Below are 23,443 nucleotides of genomic sequence, written 5' to 3' on the forward strand. Positions count from 1 at the left end.
TATTGAAATTTAAGGATATAGCGGTTGCAATCATTATCATCGCAATTATATTAATTATTATCATACCTGTGCCACCCGGACTACTGGATATTTTACTTGCAATTAATATATCTTTGGCAGTAGTGATTTTGCTAAATACCATATATGCAGAGGATGCTCTGGGTTTTTCAGTATTTCCTTCTTTGTTATTGATAACAACTTTATATAGATTGGCACTTAATATTTCTTCCACGAAATTAATACTGTCAACGGGTGATCCCGGTAATGTAGTGACTGCATTTGCCACTTTTGTAATTCAAGGAAATGTAGTGGTTGGTTTTATTGTATTTTTAATTATAACCATCGTACAATTTTTGGTTATTACAAAAGGTTCGGAAAGAGTATCTGAAGTTGCCGCAAGGTTTACGCTTGATGCAATGCCCGGAAAGCAGATGGCGATTGATGCCGACCTGAATGCCGGATTAATAAATGATATAGAAGCAAAGGAACGCAGAAAAAACATCCAAAGGGAAGCAGACTTTTATGGAGCAATGGATGGTGCCAGTAAGTTTGTAAAAGGAGATGCGATTGCAGGTATTATCATTACGGTTATAAATATTATAGCAGGTTTTATCATGGGGGCAATGAGACAAGAAGGACAATTAGCAAGCGTACTCAATAAATATACAAACCTTACGGTCGGAGATGGTTTGGTTAGCCAAATTCCTGCATTGCTTATTTCGACGGCTACAGGTATCATCGTAACAAGAGCAGCATCCGATTCCAATTTAGGAAATGATTTGATAAAACAAATCTTTCAAAATCCAATGGTGATGTTTCTAGCAAGCGGAGTTGCGGGTTTGATGGCGATTATTCCCGGTTTACCCTTTTTGCCGTTTCTGATATTAGCCATTATGTTGGCAATCGCGGGATATAATATGAGAAAGACGTTAGAACAGAGTGAAATGCAGGAAGAAATAGAAGTGGAAGAAAGCGAAGTAGAGGAGATAAGAAAACCCGAAAATGTTGTGTCTCTGCTGCAAATCGATCCTATAGAGCTGGAGTTTGGATATGGAATTATTCCGCTGGCAGATGTAAATCAAGGTGGCGACCTTCTGGACCGGGTTGTTATGATAAGGCGACAGCTGGCTCTGGAGTTAGGAATCGTAGTACCTATTATTCGATTAAGAGATAACATTCAGCTAAGTCCAAATGAATATGTGATTAAAATAAAAGGGGTTGAAGTTTCGACAGGTGAGCTTATGTTTGATCACTATTTGGCTATGAATCCGGGAACAGTTGATGAGGATATCGATGGCATCAAAACCGTTGAGCCGGCATTTGGTCTTCCCGCCATATGGATCAATGAAAGTCAGAGGGAACGAGCTGAAATATTAGGATATACAGTGGTTGATCCGCCATCTATTATCGCAACCCATTTAACTGAAATTATTAAGAAGTATGCGCACGAACTGCTCAGTAGGCAAGATGTACAGGCTTTAATTGATAATTTGAAACACAGTCATCCTGCTCTCGTTGAGGAACTTGTTCCAAAACAGATGTCAATTGGAGAGGTACAAAAGGTATTAGCCAACTTGCTAAAAGAAGGTATATCAGTCAGAGATCTGGCAAGTATATTGGAAACGCTGGCAGATTATGTAACAGTCACAAGAGATTCTGATATGTTGACAGAATATGTCCGACAAGGATTAGGAAGATCAATATGCAGTAAATTTATCGGTAAAGGTAGAACGAACGTGATTACATTAGACCCGAAATTAGAACAAAAAATTATGGACGCGGTTCAAAGTACCGAACATGGATCTTACTTAACACTTGACCCGAATTATTCACAGGAGGTTGTTAACAGGGTCTATAAGCAGGTTCAGAAAATACTGGCAACAGGGCAACAGCCTATTATTTTGACTTCTCCTGTTGTAAGGTTGTATTTTAAAAGATTAACTGAACAGGCGATTCCGGGATTAATTGTACTTTCGTATAATGAACTGGACCCTGCGATTGAGATACAGTCTATTGGAATGGTGAGTGTATAAAATGAAAATACGAAGATATATCGGAAAAGATGCCCAAGATGCAATGATGAAAGTTAGAGTGGATTTGGGTAGTGATGCGGTGATTTTAAATACAAGAAAGATTAAACAAAAAGGGTTATTAAAATTACTCTCAAAGCCACTGGTAGAGGTACTTGCTGCTGTAGACCAAGATGCTGTTAAGCAAGAAGGGATACAGCTTGGAAGCACCAGCCATAATAAGCCTAAGAATTATAGTAATCAACCGATTCCTAACAATACTTCATCAATGCAAAAAGATGAAGATGTATCCCATTCACATATACAGGAACTAGAATATAAAGTAAAGAATATGGAACAGATGCTGGAAAAAATATATCAACAAGTGCAATCTTCTAACGGTTTTACTCCAACATTAGAACCGGAGACCGATAAAATATCAGAGTTTTTGCAGGCGTTTACCAATAATTTATTAAAAAACAACGTTGATATTGAATTGGTTAATGAAATTACAGATAAAGTGAAGGAAAGTATCACCGATAGAGCAAATATAAATGATGTAGCAGGAAAAATGTATCATAATATTGTTAAAATGCTGGATAAGCCGGAGCCTATCCGACTTGGAGATGAGTCTAAATCTAAAATCGTTGCATTTGTAGGGCCTACTGGAGTAGGAAAGACGACTACACTTGCAAAGATCGCAGCAATTTTTGCGCTAAATCATAAAAAAAATATCGGAATCATTACTTCCGATACGTATCGAATGGCTGCAGTGGAGCAGTTAAAGACTTATACCGAGATACTTGGCTTACCAATGCAGGTGATTTATTCTCCGGAAGAAGTTCTGCAGGCGATTGAGAATTATAAAGACAAAGACTTGATTTTATTAGATACTGCCGGTAGAAGCCATAAAGATATGCAGAAGTTTGAAGAGTTGAAGAAAACGATAGAATATTGTAAGCCCGATGAGATTTATTTATTAATCAGCGTTACCACTGATTATAATGTATGTAAAGAAGTTATAAACAGTTATGATTTCTTAAAGGAGTATAGAATTATTTTCACAAAAATGGACGAGTCATCAAATTTTGGGATAATTCTTAACATCGCAAAATATGCATCTTCAAAACTGTCATATGTAACAACCGGACAAAGTGTTCCTGATGATATTGAATTATTGAATATAGACAGGATTGCAAAAAAATTATTAGGGAGCATTTAAGTATGAGCGATCAGGCGCAAAAATTGAGAGAGATGATTAATAATTTAAAAAACCGTCCACTTGTGAGTCGTTCAGTCTCTGAAGAACAGGAAAAACGCAGATGCAGGGTTTTGACAATAACAAGTGGAAAAGGCGGAGTCGGCAAGACGAATATTTCTGTTAATCTGGCTCTGAATCTTAGTCAATTGGGTTACAGAGTTATTATTTTAGATGCTGATTTCGGATTGGCCAATATAGATATATTGTTTGGAGTTTCTCCGAACTACACATTATTGGATGTAGTAAATGACAGTAAAACAATCTTTGATATTATTACCGAAGGTCCGATGAACGTAAAATTCATATCCGGTGGTTCGGGATTGGAAGAAATGGTTCACTTGGAAAAGCAGCAGTTGGGAGCGCTTATTGAGAAAATAGAATCATTGGACCAGATAGCGGATATTGTGATCATTGATACAGGGGCGGGAATATCGGATAATGTGATAAGCTTTACGCTAGCTAGTGATGAAATCATATTAGTTACGACTCCTGAGCCCACCTCTATCATGGATGCGTACGCATTAATAAAAACTGTATCAAATAAGGATAAGGAAAAAGATATTCAGCTTATCGTAAATCGTGCTGAAAGCGAGAAAGAGGCAATGATGACGATGAAGAAACTATCTTTTGCGTCAGAGAATTTTTTAGGAATGAAACTCCAGCATCTAGGGTATTTATTATATGATATTAATGTAGTAAAGGCAATAAAGCAGCAGGAGCCTTTTATGATAAGCTATCCAAAATCAAATGCATCTAAACAGATATATGAAATTGCATGTAAGCTAATGCAAACCGATAGCAGCAAATTAAGAAAATCTACAGGAATAAAAGCATTTTTTCGCAGATTAGTCAATTTGGATAATGCATAACTAGAATAGGGATGATATAATGAATGTAAATGAGATGATACCAGGAGCAAAACTTGATATAACTGTTATGAGTCACAGTGGCGTTGAACAAAAGCCTGTTTATGTAAGCCAATTGGAAGAAGTGTTAAAAGATGGGAGTATTGTGATTGATGCGCCCATACACGAAGGAAAACTCATACCTATATCAACCGGAAGTATGATAAAGGTTTGTTTTCTACATCCAAAAGGTTTTTTTTCCTTCAAGGGTGAGATTGCTCTAAGGACAAAACGGGATAACATTTTAGTACTTAAAGTAAAAATTATAGGGAATATTCATAAAATTCAAAGAAGAGAATATTTCAGATTTGAATGTTTGATGTCAGTTAGATTCAGAGTGGTGAAGTCTGAGGGAAAAGACAATAGTGATGATAGCTGGAATGAAGCCCTCATCAGGGACATTAGCGGTGGTGGGATGGGGTTGCTGACCAATAAGCCCTATCACATTAACGATTTTATTGAAATTGAGTTCAATTTAGATGGTATTTCAATGAAATCAAAGAGTAAGATCGTCAGATGTCTTCTCTATGATCAAGATAGCTCGAAGTATGATGTTGGTATTTCTTTTCAAGGAATGAATACAAAAGATAGAGACAATATAATTAAGTTTATCTTTGAAAGGCAACGCAAATTAAGGCAAAAAGGACTGGTATAATATGTCTATTAGAGTTTTAGTAGTTGACGATTCGGCATTTATAAGGAAAATAGTTACCGATATACTATCGGAAGATCCTTATATAAATGTGCTGGATATTGCGAGAAACGGTAGAGAAGCGTTGGATAAGATAAAGTTACTTTCACCGGATGTTGTGACGCTTGATGTTGAAATGCCTGTGATGGATGGGCTGGAATGTCTTAAAGAAATTATGAATGTAAAACCGGTACCGGTCATCATGGTCAGCAGTTTAACCACAGAAGGAGCAAATGCAACAATTAAAGCACTGGAATTGGGAGCAATAGATTTCATTGCAAAGCCTCGTAATATATTTGACGTAGGAAATGAAAAAGTAAAAAAGGAAATTATTGAAAAGATTAAGATTGCTAAAAATTCAATCGTCAGACCGAGTTCTTCTTTTGTACATTATACCCGCAGTGAGAAGAAAAAGGTAATAAACAGTCAAAAATTGAAGCATATTGTCGCAATCGGTACGTCAACAGGTGGCCCGAGAGCATTACAGCAAGTGATACCACCTATTCCCGGTAATATTCCTGCTGCTTTTGTGGTTGTACAGCATATGCCCCAGGGATTTACAAAATCACTTGCAGCACGTTTAGACAGTATGAGCGAGCTAAATGTAAAAGAAGCGGAAGATGGAGATATTATTACATCAGGATATGCATATATTGCGCCTGGTAGCTATCATATGGTTTTTCAAAAGGAAAGCAATACAGGGCAAATCGTTATTCGTCTGAACAAAAATGCTCCGGAAGGAGGACATAGGCCATCGGTAAATGTAATGATGTCATCTTTAGCGGATACCGGTCAGAATAATATTATTGGGGTAATTATGACAGGTATGGGTGCTGACGGATGTGAAGGTTTGAAAAGACTAAAAACAGATAACGGGGCTCACATTATAGCACAAGATGAAAAATCTTGCGTGGTTTATGGTATGCCGAAAGCTGCTGTACAAGCAGGGATTGTAGATAAGGTTATAGCACTAAATGACATTAGTAATGAGATTATAAGAAAAGTGGGGGTGTAGAAATATGGATATGAGCCAGTACTTGGAACTTTTTATTGAGGAATCAAAAGAGCACTTACAAAACCTTAATGAGAACTTGTTAGAGTTGGAAAAGATTCCGGAAGATATGACAATACTAAATGAAATTTTTAGAGTTGCACATACCTTGAAAGGAATGGCAGCTACAATGGGCTTTTCAAAGATGGCTACGCTAACACATGACATGGAAAATGTTCTTCAAGAAATACGAAACGGAAAAATAAAGGTGAACTCTAAAATTGTTGACCTATTGTTCCAATGTTTAGATGCGCTTGAGGATTATGTAGACAAAATTATAAACACCGGTAATGAAGGCAGCAATACATACAGCGATATTATTAAGACCCTGAATACTGTTTTTGAGTCTAGAGGATCGATATCTACAGAAACTGCTTTATCTGAGAAAAAAGAGGATAAGCGAATTGACAAAATGGAAGGGCTCGAACTGGATGAATATGCTCAAAATATTATAAACAAAGCAGTGAATATGAATATGAACGCTTTTAGCATAACGATTAAGCTAAATAAGAGCTGCGTATTAAAATCAGCACGGGCATTCATTATTTTTAAGACCCTTGAAAGTAAATGTGAAATCATAAAATCCGAACCAAAAGTAGAAGATATTGAGGATGAAAAATTTGATTTTGAATTTACCGTTGTATTAGTCACTAAAGAATCGTTAAGCACATTGGAAAAAGAATTAAAAGGTATAGCAGAGGTCGATGACGTAATAATAAAGCCATTGTCATTTAAAGAGTTAGCGTTACAGCCGGATGATCAAAAGTTAGCTGATAAGCCGGTGAAAATGATAAAACAGCAAGAAGAGGCGACGGATGATGGAGATGAAAAAGCGCAAAATCAGACTGCAAAGCCTAGAACAGGAAAAACAGTCAGAGTAGATATTGACAGGTTAGATAACCTGATGAATCTTGTAAGTGAGTTAATTATTATTAAAACACGTCTTGAAGGTATCGAGGTCACAGATATAAATCAAAACTATGGCGAAGCAGTTGAGTATATGGAAAGGATTACCACCAGTTTGCATGATGCTGTGATGAAAGTGAGAATGGTACCTGTTGAGATGGTATTTAACCGCTTCCCGAGAATGATCCGTGATTTGGCAAAAGAACTTGGTAAACAGATCACACTGAATATGTACGGATCGGAAACTGAGGTAGACAGAACTGTAATCGATGAAATTGGTGACCCTTTAATCCATTTATTGAGAAATTCCGCTGACCATGGTATTGAGATGCCTCAAAAAAGGCTGGCAAAAGGCAAACCTCAACATGGTACGATAAACTTGAAGGCTTATCATGACGGAAACAATGTTATCATCGAAGTTCAAGATGATGGGGCCGGTATTGATACTGAAAAGGTAAAAACCAAGGCTATTGAAAGAGGTCTTGTAGACAAAGAGATGGCGCGTTCGTTATCACAAAAAGAATTAGTAGAATTTCTTTTTAGGCCAAGCTTTAGTACAGCGGATAAAGTTACTGACGTTTCAGGAAGAGGCGTTGGTCTGGATGTTGTTAAAACGAAGATTGAAGCGCTGAGTGGTGTAATTGAGGTAGAAACCGAGCGTGAAAAGGGAAGTAAATTTATTATTCGTTTGCCATTGACATTGGCTATTATTCAGGCATTAATGGTAATATTGGCTGATGAAAAATATGCTATTCCATTGAGTTCTATCAGAGAAATTGTTAATATAAAGGCTGAAGACATCAAATTGGTTCAGAAGCAAGAAGTGATTCTACTTAGAAATAGTGTGATTCCTCTTATTCGGTTAAATAAAATACTAGATATTCCGATGGATAATAAAGCAGAATCAGAACAAATTACTGTAGTTATTGTGCGAAAAGGGGACAAGTTATCCGGATTTGCAGTAGATCGTTTGATAGGACAGCAGGAAATCGTAATAAAATCTCTAGGAAAGCATTTGTCAGGAATCAGAAATATTGCTGGGGCTACTATCCTGGGTGATGGACAGGTTGCATTAATTCTGGATGTAAATGCGTTAGCACTATAAAGGGGGAAGAACAATGGACATGCAAAATATGGGTAGTAATGTAGAAAGTGTAGAATCAGCAGATACATCTCAATATGTAGTATTTACACTAGGGGAAGAGGAATACGCATTGGATATTCATCGTGTTGTAGAGATTGTGACACCAACTGCGATTACACGTGTTCCAAAAGCACCTAATTATATCAAAGGAGTGATTAATCTTAGAGGAGAAATCATTCCGGTCATGGGATTACGGGAGAGGTTTAATCTTCCGCTCATTGAACAGACAGAAGATACACGTATTATCATATTCAAAGTAGATGAAGCCTCTATTGGGGGCATTGTTGACTCGGTTGCTGAGGTAATATCCTTATCTAAGGAAGCAATTGAAGGGCTATCAAATTTCAGTAACGACCTTTCAATGGACTTCATTTATGGCGTTGGAAAAATAGAGCAGAGAATTATAACCCTATTGAATATTGATAAATTGGTCAGCAGTGCAAAGAATGAGGGATAAAAATAATATTAAGAAAACATACAGTAAACAGGTATGAGGTGGTGAATTTATGTCGTTGTCTATAGATGAATTGAATAATATGCATTTGGATGTTCTTAGGGAAATAGGAAATATTGGAGCTGGTAATGCAGCTACTGCTTTGGCTAAGCTTTTGAATAAGAAGGTAGACATGGCTGTTCCGAAGGCTCAAATACTTGAATTTAAGAAAGTAACCGACCTATTAGGCGGAGCCGATAGCATTGTAGTAGGGATCTTATTAAGTGTCACCGGTGATTTAACCGGATATATCATGTTTATACTTGAACAAAAGTATGCTCATTCATTAGTTAATATGCTGATGGGGAAAGATTTGGACCATATTGAAGAATTTGGTGAGATGGATATTTCGGCATTAAAAGAAATCGGAAATATTTTATCAGGTGCATATTTATCTTCTCTTTCGTCATTGACTAATCTAACTATATTGCCATCAATACCGGATCTAACGATAGATATGGCTGGCGCTATTCTTAGCGTTCCCGCTATAGAATTCGGAAAGGTCGGGGATACTGTACTTTTTATTGAGACAGAATTTGTTGAGGACAATAGCACTGTGGTTGGAAATTTCTTTTTAATACCGGATATGGATTCTTATGATATATTATTAAAGGCATTAGGGGTAGTAGATTGATGGATAATTTGATCAAGGTAGGAATGGCTGATCTAAATACGACGAAATGCCCCGGAGTTTTGACTACTTTGGGATTAGGATCATGCGTAGGGATTGCATTGTATGATCGGGTCACTAAGGTTGGTGGGCTGGCTCATATTATGCTTCCTAATAGTACTCAAGTAAAGAATAATTCAAATAGAGCTAAATTCGCGGATACAGCTATTTATGATTTGCTTGACATGATGATAAACCTTGGGGCTAAAAAGAATAATATAACAGCGAAACTTGCAGGCGGAGCACAAATGTTCTCGTTCTCTCAAGCAAATGATATTATGAAGATAGGTCAAAGAAACGCTGCTGCCAGTAAAGAGATATTAAATAAATTAACAATACCTATCATAGCGGAAGATACAGGTGGAAACTATGGGAGAACCATAGAATTGGATACGGTAACAGGACTTCTTATGGTTAAAACCATCGGCTATGGTATAAAGCAGTTATAGAAGGGAGAGGGATATGACAATTATACGGTACATTCCCGGCATACTATCACTTACATCTGCTTTATTGATAATATTAGCAAGTATGCAGCAGTCAATCAGATTTAATGTTCTATGTTTAAGGGTTTCGATATTTATGATTTCATTCTATGTTCTCGGAATAATTGCAGAAAAAATCCTTTCAGACATATTTCTTTACGAAAAGAGTAAAAAAGAAAAAGAAGTACAGATACAGAACGAATTGCGGCAATCACATGCTGCAGAGGAAAAAGAAGATGAGACTTTTACACCTCTTAAGGTTAATAAGATAGATGGTCAGGATGCTAAAATATTAGCAAAGGCTATAAAAACAGCCAGCTATCAAGATGAATGATAAAATATAATTTATATATAATAGTATATAAATAATACAAAGAATTTGGGAGAGGTTTGTGATGTCTGGTATTGACTTGAAGCAAATGGATATATGGAAAAAGTATCACGACACCAGAGATGGTACGATTAGAGAAAAGTTAATATTAGAATATTCTCCGTTGGTAAAATATGTAGCCGGACGGTTAAGTATTTACTTTGGTAATAATGTTGATTATGAAGATTTATTAAGCTACGGTGTATTCGGACTCATTGATGCAATAGACAAATTTGATGTATCAAAAGGCGTAAAATTCGAGACTTACGCATCTTTACGAATAAGAGGCGCAATTATTGATAATGTTAGAAAATTAGATTGGGTCCCAAGGACATTACGACAAAAGAATAAAGAATTTGAGAAAGTAATGGTACAACTGGAAAATGAGCTGGGTCGTTCACCCGACGACCAGGAAATAGCTGATAGGTTAGGAATAGATCTTGATGAGTTTCATAAAACGATGAGCGACCTTAATATTAGTCATCTTATATCATTAGATGAATACATGGAGCAGAATTATGAAATGAGTGTTGAAGTAGCAAATACCAGCCAGTATGGAAATCCTGACAATTATACGCAATTTAATGAAATAAAGGCTATACTGGCCGATACAATAGATAAATTACCGGAAAAAGAAAAAATAGTGATTACATTGTATTATTTTGAAGAACTTACATTAAAAGAGATCAGTGCAATCATGAAGGTATCTGAGTCAAGAATCTCACAACTGCATTCAAAAGCGGTAGGGAGACTGAGTGTAAAGCTAAACAAGCATAGGTCCATATTATATGAAGAATAGGGGGATATCATGAGTGGAGGAACTGACGCAGTAGAAAAAAGAGGGTATCGGTTAAACTATCGCGAAGAGGGCGTCTTTCTAGTGGTATATCCTTTCGAAGAATGTGGAAAAATTGTCGGTGTGGCCGAGCTATTCGATCTTGTTAAAAGAAAAAATATAGATAATTATGACAGTGAAAAGATTATAGAAGCTGTAGAGAAAGATATAGGAAAAGAAGTAAAGATCGCGCCACCACAAGAAGAATATAAAATTGATGCCCATATAAAAATTATTATTTCTCATCATAAAATGAGAGCGTCTATTATTATCGAGCCACCGGACGGTGGAGAAATGTTATCTTCAGAGCAAATAATTAATGCTTTGGAAAACGAAAATATTGTATTTGGAATTGATCATGAAACTGTTGATACGATAAGCAGATATCCTGTATATGGTCAAGAAATAGAGGTTGCGCATGGATCAGACCCGGTTAATGGCGAAAACGCGAAAATGCAGTATCACTTTAAGCTTTCTAAGAATACTGTTCCAAAGATTTTGGATGATGGAAAGGTTGACTTCCGACAATTGGATTTGATAGATAATGTTCACGCCGGGGACGTGTTGATCACAGTCATACCCCCAACAGCAGGAACTCCCGGTAAAAATGTGTATGGTGAAGAGATACCTCCTATATCCGGTAAACCTGTGATACTTCCAAAAGGAAAGAATGTTAAGATTACTGAAAATGGACTTAAGTTAATAGCTGCGATTGATGGGCAGGTAATCGTAGCAGATAGAAAAGTCAATGTATATTCTTTGTATGAAGTGAATGGGAATGTAGACAACTCTACCGGAAATATTAATTTTATTGGTAACGTGGTTGTAAAGGGAAATGTATTAACCGGGTTTTCTATTGAAGCCGGGGGTACGGTAGAGGTGCGTGGAGTTGTAGAAGGTGCTGTGATCAAGGCTGCAGGTGATATCATCTTACATAGAGGAATGCAGGGACTAGGTAAAGGTGTTTTGATAACTGATGGTAATATCATTGCGAAATACATTGAACACAGTAGTTTGACTGCAAAAGGTGATATAAAAAGTGAAGCGATTATGCATAGTACCGTACAATGTGGCGGTTCTTTAGAGTTAGCTGGGAAAAAAGGACTTATTGTTGGAGGAGCAACCAGGGTTGGTAAAGAAGTCATTGCTAAGGTTATAGGTTCGCCGATGGCGACTGTTACAGAAATTGAGGTAGGATTAGATCCTTCTTTGCGTGAAAGGCATAAGGAATTAAAAGAAGAAATAGCAAGCATGGAGCTTGAAATAAAAAAAGCAGGTCAAGCTATTGACTTATTAAAGAAACTGGAATCAATGAATAAACTGGATGAATCTAAAAAGATAATTTTAGATAAGTCGATAAAAACCAAATTATTTTTGGATAATAATATTTCTGTTTTAAAAGATGAATATTTAAAAATAATCGAGAGAATTGAAGAAGAAGGCAATGGTAAGATAAAAGTACAAAATACTGTTTACCCGGGTACAAAAGTGTCGATTGGTTCAAGTGTGATGTTTATAAAAGAAAATATGCAATATATTGTATTTTACCGTGATGGAGCGGATATCAGAGTCGGTCAATATGTAAAATAAACGATAGTTAAAGAAAATTGACCGGGTGTATATTTTCTGTTGAGGGGGGCGAGAAGAATGACCATTAAGCCTATTGACTTTCAGATGACCATACCAAAAACACCTGAAATATCCAAAATCCAGAATGAAGACAATCAAAGAAGCAATCTTCAACATCATCAAGCTTCACTAGGAATGCAGCAGCAAGCCGAACATGATTTAAAGAAAGTAAATTCAACCGACAAAGCTTTTGAGGGAAAAATACGAGAAAAGCAAAAAGAGCAGCGCAGTGGAAGAAATAAGAAACAGTCTAGTAACAATGAAAAAAATGCACATGCTGATGAAAAGAATAAAAAAGGCGAATGTACTGATTCGGATAAGGGAACCAGAATAGATATTCAGATATAGTTAGGGGCGACATAATGGAGTACTACATTGCTGTTATAATGCTAATAATAATAAATATATGCTGTTTTTTATTATTCGCGCGAACTTATAAGAATATCGTGAGAGAGCAAATCTTTTCACTTGAAAAGAAGGCTAATCAGTTAGAAAAAACATTAGAAAGTGCTGATCAGATGGTTCATGAGTTGAATAATCTTTCTGATTATATCGTTTCTCACGTGGAGGATTCAAATATAATATATGAAAAATCTCTAAATAATTTGAATGACAAAATACGGGATGGGGATAAGCTGGCACAGCGATTACGGCAGTTAATTGATGAATGCAAAATTTCCGAAGACCAACTTATGCATATTCGTGCCTTATTAGAAAATAATGATGAGAGTAAGAGCAATTTTAGTGATGGAAGCAAGCCGAAACAATGCGAATTGCTATCTTTCTCAAATTCTAAATACATAGAAGCGGCTAATCTATCACAGCAAGGCCTAAGCATTAGAGAAATAGCACATAGATTAAATATGGGACAAGAAGAAATCAGGCTGGTGCTGGGAACCAGGAAGGGCAGTGAGTAATTAATAGTGAATAATGTACAGTGGACAATGTACAATGGACAATAAAGTTAAACGGAGGCTAGAAAGTCCGATTCAGCACATAGAGGAAATCGGACATGGGGACTGGTCTGCTGTCAGGTCTGGTTTTTGGCCGGACTGCGGCCCTGTCCCCGTGCTTTGCGACTGACCGATGAAGCATTTTTTGAGCATTCTTGGACTGTCCACATGTTTGATTTCCGAACGGTTTAGTACTTTTTCATAATCTATTATAGATAGAATAAAGAACTTAGATCAACAACCATTAAGTAGAAGTTAGGAGTTTTTATATTCTCCCCACTATCCACTCCTCACTCCCCACTAAATCAAAAAATAATAAAAAACAGTTGCTAATTAAAAGTAACTGTGGTAAACTACTAGAGGAAAAAATACACACACCTTGGGATTTTTAAAAGGGTGCCGTCATGGTCTTTTAAAGAGTTGAGCAAGGTGGAGGTATAAAAAAACCAGGAGGTGGAAATATGTCAGTTATATCAATGAAACAACTTTTAGAAGCAGGTGTTCACTTCGGTCACCAGACAAGAAGATGGAACCCTAAAATGGCTGAATATATCTTTACTGAAAGAAATGGGATCTATATCATAGATCTTCAAAAAACAGTAAAGAAAATAGAAGAGGCCTATTATTTTATCAGAGAGCTAGCTATGAATGGTGAAAGTGTTCTTTTTGTAGGAACAAAAAAGCAAGCACAGGATTCTATTAAAGAAGAAGCTGAAAGATGTAACATGTATTTTGTTAATGCGAGATGGTTGGGCGGTATGCTTACCAACTTCAAGACTATCAGAAAACGTATTGACAGATTAAATCAGCTAAGACAAATGGAAGAAGACGGAACTTTCGATTTGCTTCCTAAGAAGGAAGTTATCAAGCTTAGAGGAGAAAGAGAAAAGCTTGAAAAATTCTTAGGTGGTATCAAGGAAATGAAAAAGATTCCTGGAGCGCTTTTTGTAGTTGATCCAAGAAAAGAAAGAATTGCGATTGCTGAAGCTAGAAAACTCGGTATTCCGGTAGTAGCGATTGTAGATACCAATTGTGACCCTGAAGAAGTAGATTATGTTATTCCGGGCAATGATGATGCTATAAGAGCTGTAAAGCTGATTGCTTCAAAAGTTGCGGATGCTATACTCGAAGGAAGACAGGGAGAGCAAATTGTAGCTGAAGAATAAACATTTAAATAACCCAGTCTTCGGTCTGATTAATGAAGACTGAAGGCTGGGTTATTTTGATTTATACGATGTATATTAGAAAATTTGCATAAAAACAGCAAATAGAATTAAAATAAGGAAAACAACATTATAGGAGGCATATATATGATCACTGCTGAACAGGTTAAAGAACTAAGAGAAAGAACCGGCGCCGGTATGATGGATTGTAAAAAGGTACTCACTGAAGCCAAAGGTGATATGGAAAAAGCGATAGAATTATTAAGAGAAAAGGGCTTGGCTGCCGCGGCAAAGAAGGCAGGAAGAATTGCTGCTGAAGGTCTTGTGGAAGCATACATACATGGCAATGGAAGAATAGGTGTTCTGGTTGAAGTTAATTCTGAGACTGATTTCGTTGCGAAAAATGAAGAATTCAAAGAATTTGTTAAGGATGTTGCGATGCAGATTGCAGCTGCAAACCCGCAGTACGTATCAAGAGAAGAAGTACCTGCTGAGATGGTTGAAAAAGAAAAAGAAATTCTTAGAGCACAAGCATTAAATGAAGGAAAACCGGAAAAAATTGTTGATAAAATGGTTGAAGGAAGAATAGAAAAATTCTATAAAGAAGTATGCCTGTTAGAACAACCGTTTATCAAAGACCCTGATAAGTCTATCAAAGATTTGTTAACTGAAAAGATCGCAAAGATCGGTGAAAATATGAACATCCGTAGATTTGCACGTTTTGAAAAAGGTGAAGGTCTTGAAAAACGTGATGACAACTTTGCAGATGAAGTTGCAAATATGGTTAAATAGTATATAAACATAAAAGTATTTATATCCTTAAAAAAGGAACACATTTTTGTGTTCCTTTTTTAAAGATGTTAGCAGGATTTTCTGAATTTATGTAGAAGATATTATTAGATGGAGGAAATATTAATGATTCCTAAGTATAAACGTATAATATTAAAAATAAGCGGAGAAGCTTTAGCAGGAGAAGGTCGTTTTGGATTAGACTTCGACACGATTAATAGAATTTCCGATGAAATTAAGGAATGTATAGAATTAGGTGTACAAATAGCGATCGTTGTAGGAGGAGGGAATTTCTGGAGGGGAAGAAGCGGGAAGGGCATGGATAGAACCACAGCAGATCATATGGGTATGTTGGCAACCGTTATTAATGCTCTGGCGCTGCAGGATGCACTGGAATCCAGAGAAATACCTACCAGAGTGCAGACAGCTATTGAAATGCGACAAATTGCAGAGCCGTATATCCGAAGAAAATCTGTACGGCATTTGGAAAAAGGAAGAATTGTGATATTTGCATGCGGTACCGGAAATCCATATTTTTCGACAGATACTACTGCAGCATTAAGAGCCGCTGAAATAGACGCGGAGATGATTCTGCTTGCAAAGAAAGTAGACGGAGTCTATGATTCTGACCCTGTATTAAATCCTAATGCTGTTAAATTCGATAGATTGACGTATATCGATATTCTGAATAGAGGGTTAGGCGTTATGGATTCCACTGCAACATCATTATGTATGGATAATAATATTCCTCTTATGGTATTTGGATTAAACCAACCTGGAAATATCAAGAAAGTAATATTAGGTGAGCAAATCGGTACATTAGTTAAGGAGGAAGATAAAGCATGAAAAATCAATACCAAGAAGTTGAGAGCAAAATGAAAAAAACCATTAGTGTTTTCAATGAGGATCTTGCAAGTATAAGGGCCGGTAGAGCTAATCCAGCGGTTCTGGACAAAGTGACGGTAGATTATTATGGTGTTCCAACTCCCATCACACAAATAGGAAATGTGTCGGTACCTGAAGCAAGAATGCTTACTATTCAGCCTTGGGATGCCAGTATTGTAAAAGAAGTAGAAAAAGCTTTGCTTAAATCGGATATCGGCATTACTCCAAATAGTGACGGGAAAATTATAAGATTGAACTTTCCGCCTTTGACTGAGGAGAGAAGAAAAGAGTTAGTAAAAGCTGTTCATAAAAAAGGTGAAGATGCAAAGGTTGCTATAAGGTCTATCAGACGTGATGCTCTTGACCACTATAAAACAATGAAAAAAAATTCTGAAATTACAGAAGATGATTTAAAAGATATTGAAAAAGATATTCAACATTTGACTGATGATTATATTAAAGAAATTGATGATATCACCGAAGTGAAACAAAAAGAGATTATGGAGGTATAAAATGCTTCCTGATATAGTAGGCTATCCTTTAGAAAAAGGAAAAGAAATTTTATTATCAAGCGGATTCAGTAACATTGACATGATTGTAACGAAATCTCCTTTTAACTCTAACGATTCTGTTACTGATCATTGCAGAATATTAAGGGCTGTGGAGATATGTCATGACGAAATTGAATTATTAGTTTGTTATATGTAGCCTGCCCCCCTATTTTCACAGCTAGTTACCCCTCGATAAGAGGGGTATTTCTTTAGAGTAGGAGGTCGTAGATTTTGAGAGTAAATATTGGCAACTTTTTTAAAAAAATGGGTATAAATAAATCAAAAGAAAAAATAGATGCTTCTGGATTGCCTGAACATATTGCAATTATTATGGACGGCAATGGAAGATGGGCTCAAAAAAGAGGATTGCCCCGTTCAGCAGGGCATAGAGCCGGTGCGCAAACGATAAGAAAGATTACGGAATTTTCTAATGAAATAGGTATAAAAGTACTTACTGTCTATGCGTTTTCAACCGAGAATTGGAAAAGGCCTGAGGGAGAAGTAAATTTTTTGATGGATTTACTGTTGGAATTCCTTAAGGATGCTGAAAGGCAATTGGCTGGGAAAAATATTGTTATTAAAGTGATTGGTGACATCAAATTGTTATCAGAAGAAATTCAACAGCAAATACATAAAACTGAAACATTAACTCAGAATAATTCAGGATTACTTTTGAATATTGCGATAAATTATGGTGGAAGAGATGAAATCATCAATGCTGTCAAAAGAATTGTTTCCGATGTTCAATATTCCGGTTTGAACATTGAAGAAGTGGATGAATATCTGATGTCAAGGTACATGTATACCAAAGGCCTTAAAGATCCTGACCTGATTATTCGTCCTAGTGGGGAATTAAGGTTGAGTAATTTTTTGCTATGGCAATCGGCATATTCCGAACTATGGTTTTCAAATATTAACTGGCCGGATTTTACTACTGAAAACCTTTTAGAGGCTATAAGAGACTATCAACAGAGACACAGAAGATATGGAGGAATATAAGTGCTTGGGAAAAGAGTAGTAAGCGCAGCAATTGGGATTATAATACTAGTAGTGGTATTAACTTCAAATAAAATATTTATAAATATTGGAGTGGCAGTTATTTCGGTACTCGCACTGCATGAACTATTTTGTGCTGCAGGCAATATGCAGAATACATCATTAGTTTCACTCGCATTCATTAGTAGTGTTATAATGGCGTTTAGTAATTTTATGGAACAGAAATTTATTATGCCTATGATATATGGTTATATCATACTATTATTTGTTATTATTTTGATCAAACATAATACAATAAAGTTGAGCCATATTGCTATTACATGTTTTTCTACCGTTTATATATCTTATTTCTTTTCTCATATCGTATTTACAAGATATCTGCCGGAAGGTAATATATTGATTTGGATGATCTTTTTAGGCGCATGGACAACAGACACGTTTGCTTTCTTTGTTGGTACATCGATGGGAAAGAGGAAACTATGGCCTGAAATAAGTCCCAAAAAAACTGTTGAAGGCGCTCTGGGAGGAATTATTGGCTGTGGATTATCTTTTTTACTTTTCGGATACCTAATACACTATTTTGGAAATCATAATGTGCATTATGGGAGTTTATTTGTTTTAGGGTTAGCATGTTCCATTGTATCTCAGCTTGGGGATTTATCTGCATCTATCATAAAGAGGCAGTATAACATAAAAGATTTTGGACGCATTATGCCCGGTCATGGGGGAGTTTTGGACAGATTTGACAGTATTGTCTTCGTTGCGCCATTGGTATACTATTTTACTATGAATTTTAGCATTATAAGTTAGATATATATAGAAAATTAGCGAGTGAAAAGTGAATAATGGGGATCTCCGAGTTTTTTCTCCTCACTATCCACTCCCCACTAATAAACATCCAAGGAGATGAAATATGATACAGAACATATCAATTTTAGGATCTACCGGGTCCATTGGGACACAAACTCTGGAAGTAGTTGAGCATCTCAATAATATTAGGATCTGGGGATTGTCTACAAATAAAAACATTAAATTATTGGAACAGCAGATCAGAAAATTCAAGCCTGTCATTGCTGCCGTAATGGATGAAAAGTGTGCCCGAGAATTACAAGATAATATAAAAGATACGGATACTCAGGTGGTTAGCGGTCTAGATGGTTTGGTACAGGTATCTACAATACCACAGATTGAAATGGTCGTGACTTCTGTGGTGGGAATTATAGGTTTAGTACCCACAATGCAGGCAATCAATGCAAAAAAGCATATTGCACTAGCAAATAAAGAAACATTAGTCACTGCCGGAGAAATCGTAATGAATCAAGCAAAGAGAAAGAATGTATCTATTATACCTGTGGATAGTGAGCATTCGGCTATCTTGCAATGTCTCCAGCAAAATACTGAAAACAAGCATATTAGGAAACTTATCATAACAGCTTCGGGAGGTCCTTTCCGTGGAAAGAAAACTGAGCAGTTAGAATTTGTTACACCCGAGCAGGCATTAAAACATCCTAGATGGGATATGGGAAGTAAAATAAGCATTGACTCAGCAACACTTATGAATAAGGGATTAGAAGTAATTGAAGCAAAGTGGCTTTTTGATGTGGACATTGATAGGATCCAAGTATTGGTGCATCCACAGAGCATCGTTCACTCGATGGTTGAATGCGTAGATTATTCTATTATTGCGCAAATGGGTGTTCCGGATATGAAGATACCAATACAATATGCATTAACATATCCAGTACGGTATCCCTCTACAAGCGAGGGTCTTGATTTGCTAAAAAACAATCATCTTACCTTTGAGCAACCGGACGTAGAAACATTTAAGTGTCTTAAACTTGCATTTGAAGCTGCAAAGGAAGGCGGTACAATGCCGGTTGTTTTAAATGCGGCGAATGAAATAGCAGTACAGCTATTTTTAGAACGCAAGATTACTTTTCTCGAAATTGCTTGGATGGTAGAAACTGCAATGGAAATGCATAAGAATATTATAAATCCATCGTTGGAAGACGTGTTGAAGGTCGACAGTTGGGCGAGAGAAGCGGCGCAAGAACTTTTAGTAAATAATGGACAATGGACAATGGACAATGGACAATGAATGTTTATATTTGCTGCTTGGTTGTATAATGGCTACTGTGACGCTTAAGCAATAAATTACTTTTCATAAGTGGATATACTGAGAGTATACTGAATATTTAAAGGATAGAGGTAGAAACTAACAATATAAAAGTTTTTATATAAAAAACACTAAGTGTATTACAGTCAGGAGCAAAAGAAGAAATGAGACATGGGGACGATTTGAAACCACTGATAAAGTTTAATTTAGCACGAAGAGGGAATCGGACATGGGGACAGGGCTGCTGTCAGGCCTGGTTTTGGGCCGGACTGCGGCCCTGTCCCCGTGTCCGATTCCCGAACGATGAAGCACTTTTTCAGTAATTTCGAACCGTCCCCGTGTTGCATTTCTGAGCAGATATGTAATATACTTTTAGTGTGACTTATATACTAATTATTAATTGTTAATTACTTGAAGGGTTTGGTGATGATATTGACTACTTTGATATCGGCGATTATCGTATTTGCATTGTTGATCTTTTTTCATGAACTGGGTCATTTTACGGTTGCAAAGCTGGTAGGCATAAAGGTTCATGAATTTGCTATAGGGATGGGACCACAACTATTAAAGCATAAAAAAGGTGATACAATGTATTCCATAAGAGCTCTTCCTATAGGCGGCTATGTTATGATGGAGGGAGAAGTAGAGAGCTCTACTGATGAAAAGGCATTTAGTAATAAACCTCTTTGGGCTAGAATAGCCGTAGTAGCAGCAGGAGCGATCATGAATTTTTTTCTTGGGTTTATTATTTTTGTAGTGATGCTTTCTTATGAACCGGAGATTCCACAGGCTGTAATCGGAAAACTAATTCCTAATAAGCCGGCACAGGGAGTTGGACTTCAAGAGGGCGATAGAATTATTCGTCTTAATAATTACAAAGTGCATATACAAGAAGATGTAAGATATTTTTTAGATAAGAATAGAGATAATCCGATTGATGTTACTGTGTTAAGGGACAATCAGAAAATGACTTTCACACTGGTGCCGGAATTGGAAGAAAAATATCAGAGTTATATCATGGGATATGAAGCACTCACCGTATCCAAAAATATCGTGAATATCACCCAATATGCCTATTATCGTACAGTGTTTTTAACGAAGGTAATATTTGCGTCATTGGGAGACCTAGTAACAGGAAAAGCAGGAATGAATCAGGTCTCCGGACCAGTGGGAATCGTACAAGGGATAGGCACTGCGGCTAAGGAAGGATTGCGGAACTTAGCTTTTCTGGCAGCGCTGATAAGTATTAACCTTGGCATATTTAATCTGCTTCCTATACCGGCTTTGGATGGTAGTAAGATCATGTTTTTACTAATAGAAGGGGTTAGAAAAAAACCGATAAGCCCGGAAAAAGAGGGCATGGTCCACTTTGTTGGTTTTGCAATGCTTATTTTACTGCTTGTATTTGTGACATTTAATGATATCGTTCGCATGGTCGGACAGTAGTTTAAGGAGGTGCATATGGATAAAAGCTTTATCAAACGCAGACAGACAAAAGAAGTAAAGGTTGGCAGTGTAAATATTGGCGGAAATGCAGGCATCTCTATTCAATCTATGACCAATACCGATACCCGTAATCCGGAAGCTACGCTGGAGCAAATATGGAGGCTTGAAGAGGCAGGATGTGATCTCGTACGAATGGCTGTTCCTGATATGGATGCTGCGTATTCAATCTCGAAGATCAGAGGAAGAACAAAAATACCGCTTGTTGCGGATATTCATTTTGATTACAGAATTGCATTAGAATGTATTGATAGAGGGGTTGACAAGATAAGGATTAATCCGGGAAATATCGGAGAAGATAGAAGGGTGCGGGAGGTTAGCCGGGCTGCAAAGGAAAAGGGTGTCCCGATACGAATAGGTGTGAATTCCGGATCGATAGAAAAAGAATTATTAGATAAGTATGGATCTCCTACCCCGGAAGCGATGGTTGAAAGTGCGATAAGGCATGTAAGGCTTTTGGAGGAACACGATTTTACCGATATTATCATATCTTTAAAGGCATCTAACGTACCCATGATGATTGAAGCATATCGTCTCATTTCTCAAAAAGTGGATTACCCGCTGCATTTGGGTGTTACTGAGGCAGGAACCATATGGTCGGGAACTATAAAATCTTCAATAGGCATTGGAACGCTGTTGATGGACGGAATTGGCGATACTATTCGTGTATCACTTACAGGAGACCCTGTAGAAGAAGTTAAGGTTGGTATTCAGATATTAAAATCCCTGGGATTGAGAAAGAATGGTATAGAATTGATCTCATGTCCTACCTGTGGGCGTTGTCAGATAGATTTAATTAATATTGCTAATACTGTAGAGCAAAAGCTCCAGAACAGCAATAAAAATATTAAGGTTGCAGTGATGGGATGTGCGGTAAACGGGCCTGGTGAAGCGCGTGAGGCAGACATTGGTATTGCAGGCGGCAATGGCGTTGGACTAATTTTCAAAAAAGGGGAAATTATAAAGAAAGTACCCGAAGATAAATTAGTAGACGCGTTGATGGAAGAGTTGGAAACCATATAATAGTGAATAATTAATAGTGAATAGTGAATATGTGATATGGGACGATTGGAGAATACTGATAAAGTACGACTTAGCACGAAGAGGAAGTTGGACATGGGGACTGGTTGGAATCACTGAAAAAGCCTGATTTAGCACATAGAAGGAGTGAAGCATGGGGACGGACCTACTGCTGCGCTTGTTTTTTAGGGAAGCTGTAGGTCCGTCCCCATGCTTTGCGACTGACCAATCAAGCACTTTTTCAGTAGTTTCGCTCTGGGCCCCGCCCGTGTCCGACTTCCGAACGATAAGCACTTTCTCAGTAAGTTCGAACTGCCTCATTGTCACGTATTTGCTATCTACCAATGCAAAGATGCAAAGGATGGATGAAAAATGAATATCAGTGCAATTATACCTGCGTATAATGAAGCTGCTACCATAGGGAAAGTCATAGAGGTTCTTACCCTCGTGGAGCAAGTGGAAGAGATTATCGTTGTAAGTGATGGCTCCAATGATGACACTGCAAAAATATCGAGACATTGGGGAGCAAATGTAATAGAGCTTTCAACGAATATAGGTAAAGGTGGGGCAATGAAAGTGGGGCTCAATAATTGTAATGCTGATATTGTGCTTTTTTTGGACGCTGATCTTATCGGACTGACAGAAAGGCATGTAATGGATCTTTTACGGCCTGTAATCAGCCAAGAAGTGGATATGACCATCGGTATATTTGAAGGAGGGCGTTTTACCACTGATTTGGCACAGAAGGTATCACCTTTTTTATCGGGACAAAGAGCGGTCAGAAAGAAGGTTTTGGATGAATTATGCAATATGGAGATTACAAAGTTTGGCGTTGAGATAGCGCTTACAAATTATGTGAGAAAGCATGGGATACCCTATAAAAAAGTAATGCTGGACGAAATGTCCCATGTCATGAAAGAAGAAAAGTTAGGATGGAAAAAAGGCGTACAAGCTCGAATGAAAATGTATTGGGATATTATTCGCGAACTAACATTGGTGCGCCAGCGGTAATTTTAAT

General features: G+C 37.1%; 25 protein-coding genes. All 25 read left to right on the forward strand.

Going from position 1 to position 23,443, the window contains the following annotated elements; translation table 11 throughout:
- The first annotated feature begins 2 nt into the window (after positions 1-2).
- The 25 genes from flhA (at position 3) to QKW49_RS24815 (ending at position 23,436) form a co-directional block, all read left to right on the forward strand.
- On the forward strand, positions 3-2,033 hold the full coding sequence (flhA, locus tag QKW49_RS24695; RefSeq protein WP_282865295.1) for a flagellar biosynthesis protein FlhA: 2,031 nt from the start codon (positions 3-5) through the stop codon (positions 2,031-2,033).
- A gap of 1 nt (position 2,034) precedes the next feature.
- Positions 2,035-3,231, forward strand: a complete 1,197-nt coding sequence (gene flhF / locus QKW49_RS24700) for a flagellar biosynthesis protein FlhF (RefSeq protein WP_282865296.1) — start codon at positions 2,035-2,037, stop codon at positions 3,229-3,231.
- A 2-nt stretch (positions 3,232-3,233) separates the two neighbouring features.
- Positions 3,234-4,139: a MinD/ParA family protein gene (locus QKW49_RS24705; protein ID WP_282865297.1), complete on the forward strand. Its 906-nt coding sequence runs from the start codon at positions 3,234-3,236 to the stop codon at positions 4,137-4,139.
- Between the two features lie 19 nt (positions 4,140-4,158).
- A complete protein-coding gene (locus QKW49_RS24710) occupies positions 4,159-4,830 on the forward strand; it encodes a flagellar brake domain-containing protein (protein ID WP_282865298.1) in 672 nt (223 codons plus the stop codon).
- Between the two features lies 1 nt (position 4,831).
- On the forward strand, positions 4,832-5,881 hold the full coding sequence (locus QKW49_RS24715) for a chemotaxis response regulator protein-glutamate methylesterase (RefSeq protein WP_282865299.1): 1,050 nt from the start codon (positions 4,832-4,834) through the stop codon (positions 5,879-5,881).
- Between the two features lie 4 nt (positions 5,882-5,885).
- The gene (locus tag QKW49_RS24720; protein WP_282865300.1) at positions 5,886-7,928 is read left to right on the forward strand and encodes a chemotaxis protein CheA; all 2,043 of its coding nucleotides are present in this window, start codon (positions 5,886-5,888) and stop codon (positions 7,926-7,928) included.
- A gap of 13 nt (positions 7,929-7,941) precedes the next feature.
- Entirely contained in the window at positions 7,942-8,424 is a 483-nt protein-coding gene (locus QKW49_RS24725) for a chemotaxis protein CheW (protein ID WP_282865301.1), read from the forward strand.
- 49 nt (positions 8,425-8,473) lie between these two features.
- Positions 8,474-9,094 carry a chemotaxis protein CheC gene (locus QKW49_RS24730; protein ID WP_282865302.1) on the forward strand — a complete coding sequence of 207 codons (621 nt, stop codon included), beginning with the start codon at positions 8,474-8,476 and terminating at the stop codon, positions 9,092-9,094.
- Positions 9,094-9,579, forward strand: coding sequence for a chemotaxis protein CheD (locus tag QKW49_RS24735; protein WP_282865304.1), 486 nt, complete (start codon positions 9,094-9,096; stop codon positions 9,577-9,579). The genes QKW49_RS24730 and QKW49_RS24735 overlap by 1 nt, the downstream gene beginning before the upstream one ends.
- Positions 9,580-9,592: 13 nt before the next feature.
- Complete coding sequence (locus QKW49_RS24740; RefSeq protein ID WP_282865305.1) at positions 9,593-9,949, forward strand: hypothetical protein; 357 nt, start codon at positions 9,593-9,595, stop codon at positions 9,947-9,949.
- Positions 9,950-10,010: 61 nt separating this feature from the next.
- A complete protein-coding gene (locus tag QKW49_RS24745; protein WP_282865306.1) occupies positions 10,011-10,784 on the forward strand; it encodes a FliA/WhiG family RNA polymerase sigma factor in 774 nt (257 codons plus the stop codon).
- 9 nt (positions 10,785-10,793) lie between these two features.
- Positions 10,794-12,410, forward strand: a complete 1,617-nt coding sequence (locus tag QKW49_RS24750) for a FapA family protein (RefSeq protein WP_282865307.1) — start codon at positions 10,794-10,796, stop codon at positions 12,408-12,410.
- A gap of 57 nt (positions 12,411-12,467) precedes the next feature.
- A complete protein-coding gene (locus tag QKW49_RS24755; RefSeq protein WP_282865308.1) occupies positions 12,468-12,797 on the forward strand; it encodes a hypothetical protein in 330 nt (109 codons plus the stop codon).
- Positions 12,798-12,811: 14 nt separating this feature from the next.
- The gene (locus QKW49_RS24760; protein WP_282865309.1) at positions 12,812-13,366 is read left to right on the forward strand and encodes a hypothetical protein; all 555 of its coding nucleotides are present in this window, start codon (positions 12,812-12,814) and stop codon (positions 13,364-13,366) included.
- A gap of 497 nt (positions 13,367-13,863) precedes the next feature.
- The gene (gene rpsB, locus QKW49_RS24765; protein WP_282865310.1) at positions 13,864-14,568 is read left to right on the forward strand and encodes a 30S ribosomal protein S2; all 705 of its coding nucleotides are present in this window, start codon (positions 13,864-13,866) and stop codon (positions 14,566-14,568) included.
- Between the two features lie 144 nt (positions 14,569-14,712).
- Positions 14,713-15,357 (forward strand): translation elongation factor Ts, encoded by a 645-nt coding sequence (gene tsf / locus QKW49_RS24770; protein WP_282865311.1) that lies wholly within the window; start codon positions 14,713-14,715, stop codon positions 15,355-15,357.
- A gap of 108 nt (positions 15,358-15,465) precedes the next feature.
- On the forward strand, positions 15,466-16,200 hold the full coding sequence (pyrH, locus tag QKW49_RS24775) for a UMP kinase (protein ID WP_282865312.1): 735 nt from the start codon (positions 15,466-15,468) through the stop codon (positions 16,198-16,200).
- Positions 16,197-16,751 (forward strand): ribosome recycling factor, encoded by a 555-nt coding sequence (gene frr, locus QKW49_RS24780; protein WP_282865313.1) that lies wholly within the window; start codon positions 16,197-16,199, stop codon positions 16,749-16,751. The genes pyrH and frr overlap by 4 nt, the downstream gene beginning before the upstream one ends.
- Position 16,752: 1 nt before the next feature.
- Positions 16,753-16,947, forward strand: coding sequence for a hypothetical protein (locus QKW49_RS24785; protein WP_282865314.1), 195 nt, complete (start codon positions 16,753-16,755; stop codon positions 16,945-16,947).
- 107 nt (positions 16,948-17,054) lie between these two features.
- Complete coding sequence (locus QKW49_RS24790) at positions 17,055-17,789, forward strand: isoprenyl transferase (protein ID WP_282868232.1); 735 nt, start codon at positions 17,055-17,057, stop codon at positions 17,787-17,789.
- Positions 17,790-18,596, forward strand: coding sequence for a phosphatidate cytidylyltransferase (locus tag QKW49_RS24795; protein WP_282865315.1), 807 nt, complete (start codon positions 17,790-17,792; stop codon positions 18,594-18,596). It abuts the gene before it with no gap.
- 103 nt (positions 18,597-18,699) lie between these two features.
- Positions 18,700-19,884 carry a 1-deoxy-D-xylulose-5-phosphate reductoisomerase gene (locus QKW49_RS24800; protein ID WP_282865316.1) on the forward strand — a complete coding sequence of 395 codons (1,185 nt, stop codon included), beginning with the start codon at positions 18,700-18,702 and terminating at the stop codon, positions 19,882-19,884.
- A 444-nt stretch (positions 19,885-20,328) separates the two neighbouring features.
- Positions 20,329-21,348, forward strand: a complete 1,020-nt coding sequence (gene rseP, locus QKW49_RS24805; RefSeq protein WP_282865317.1) for an RIP metalloprotease RseP — start codon at positions 20,329-20,331, stop codon at positions 21,346-21,348.
- 30 nt (positions 21,349-21,378) lie between these two features.
- Positions 21,379-22,428 carry a flavodoxin-dependent (E)-4-hydroxy-3-methylbut-2-enyl-diphosphate synthase gene (gene ispG, locus QKW49_RS24810; RefSeq protein WP_282868233.1) on the forward strand — a complete coding sequence of 350 codons (1,050 nt, stop codon included), beginning with the start codon at positions 21,379-21,381 and terminating at the stop codon, positions 22,426-22,428.
- A gap of 369 nt (positions 22,429-22,797) precedes the next feature.
- Positions 22,798-23,436 carry a glycosyltransferase family 2 protein gene (locus tag QKW49_RS24815; protein WP_282865318.1) on the forward strand — a complete coding sequence of 213 codons (639 nt, stop codon included), beginning with the start codon at positions 22,798-22,800 and terminating at the stop codon, positions 23,434-23,436.
- Positions 23,437-23,443: the final 7 nt, after the last annotated feature.

Source organism: Petroclostridium sp. X23, from assembly GCF_030013905.1.
Lineage (GTDB): Bacteria > Bacillota > Clostridia > SK-Y3 > SK-Y3 > X23.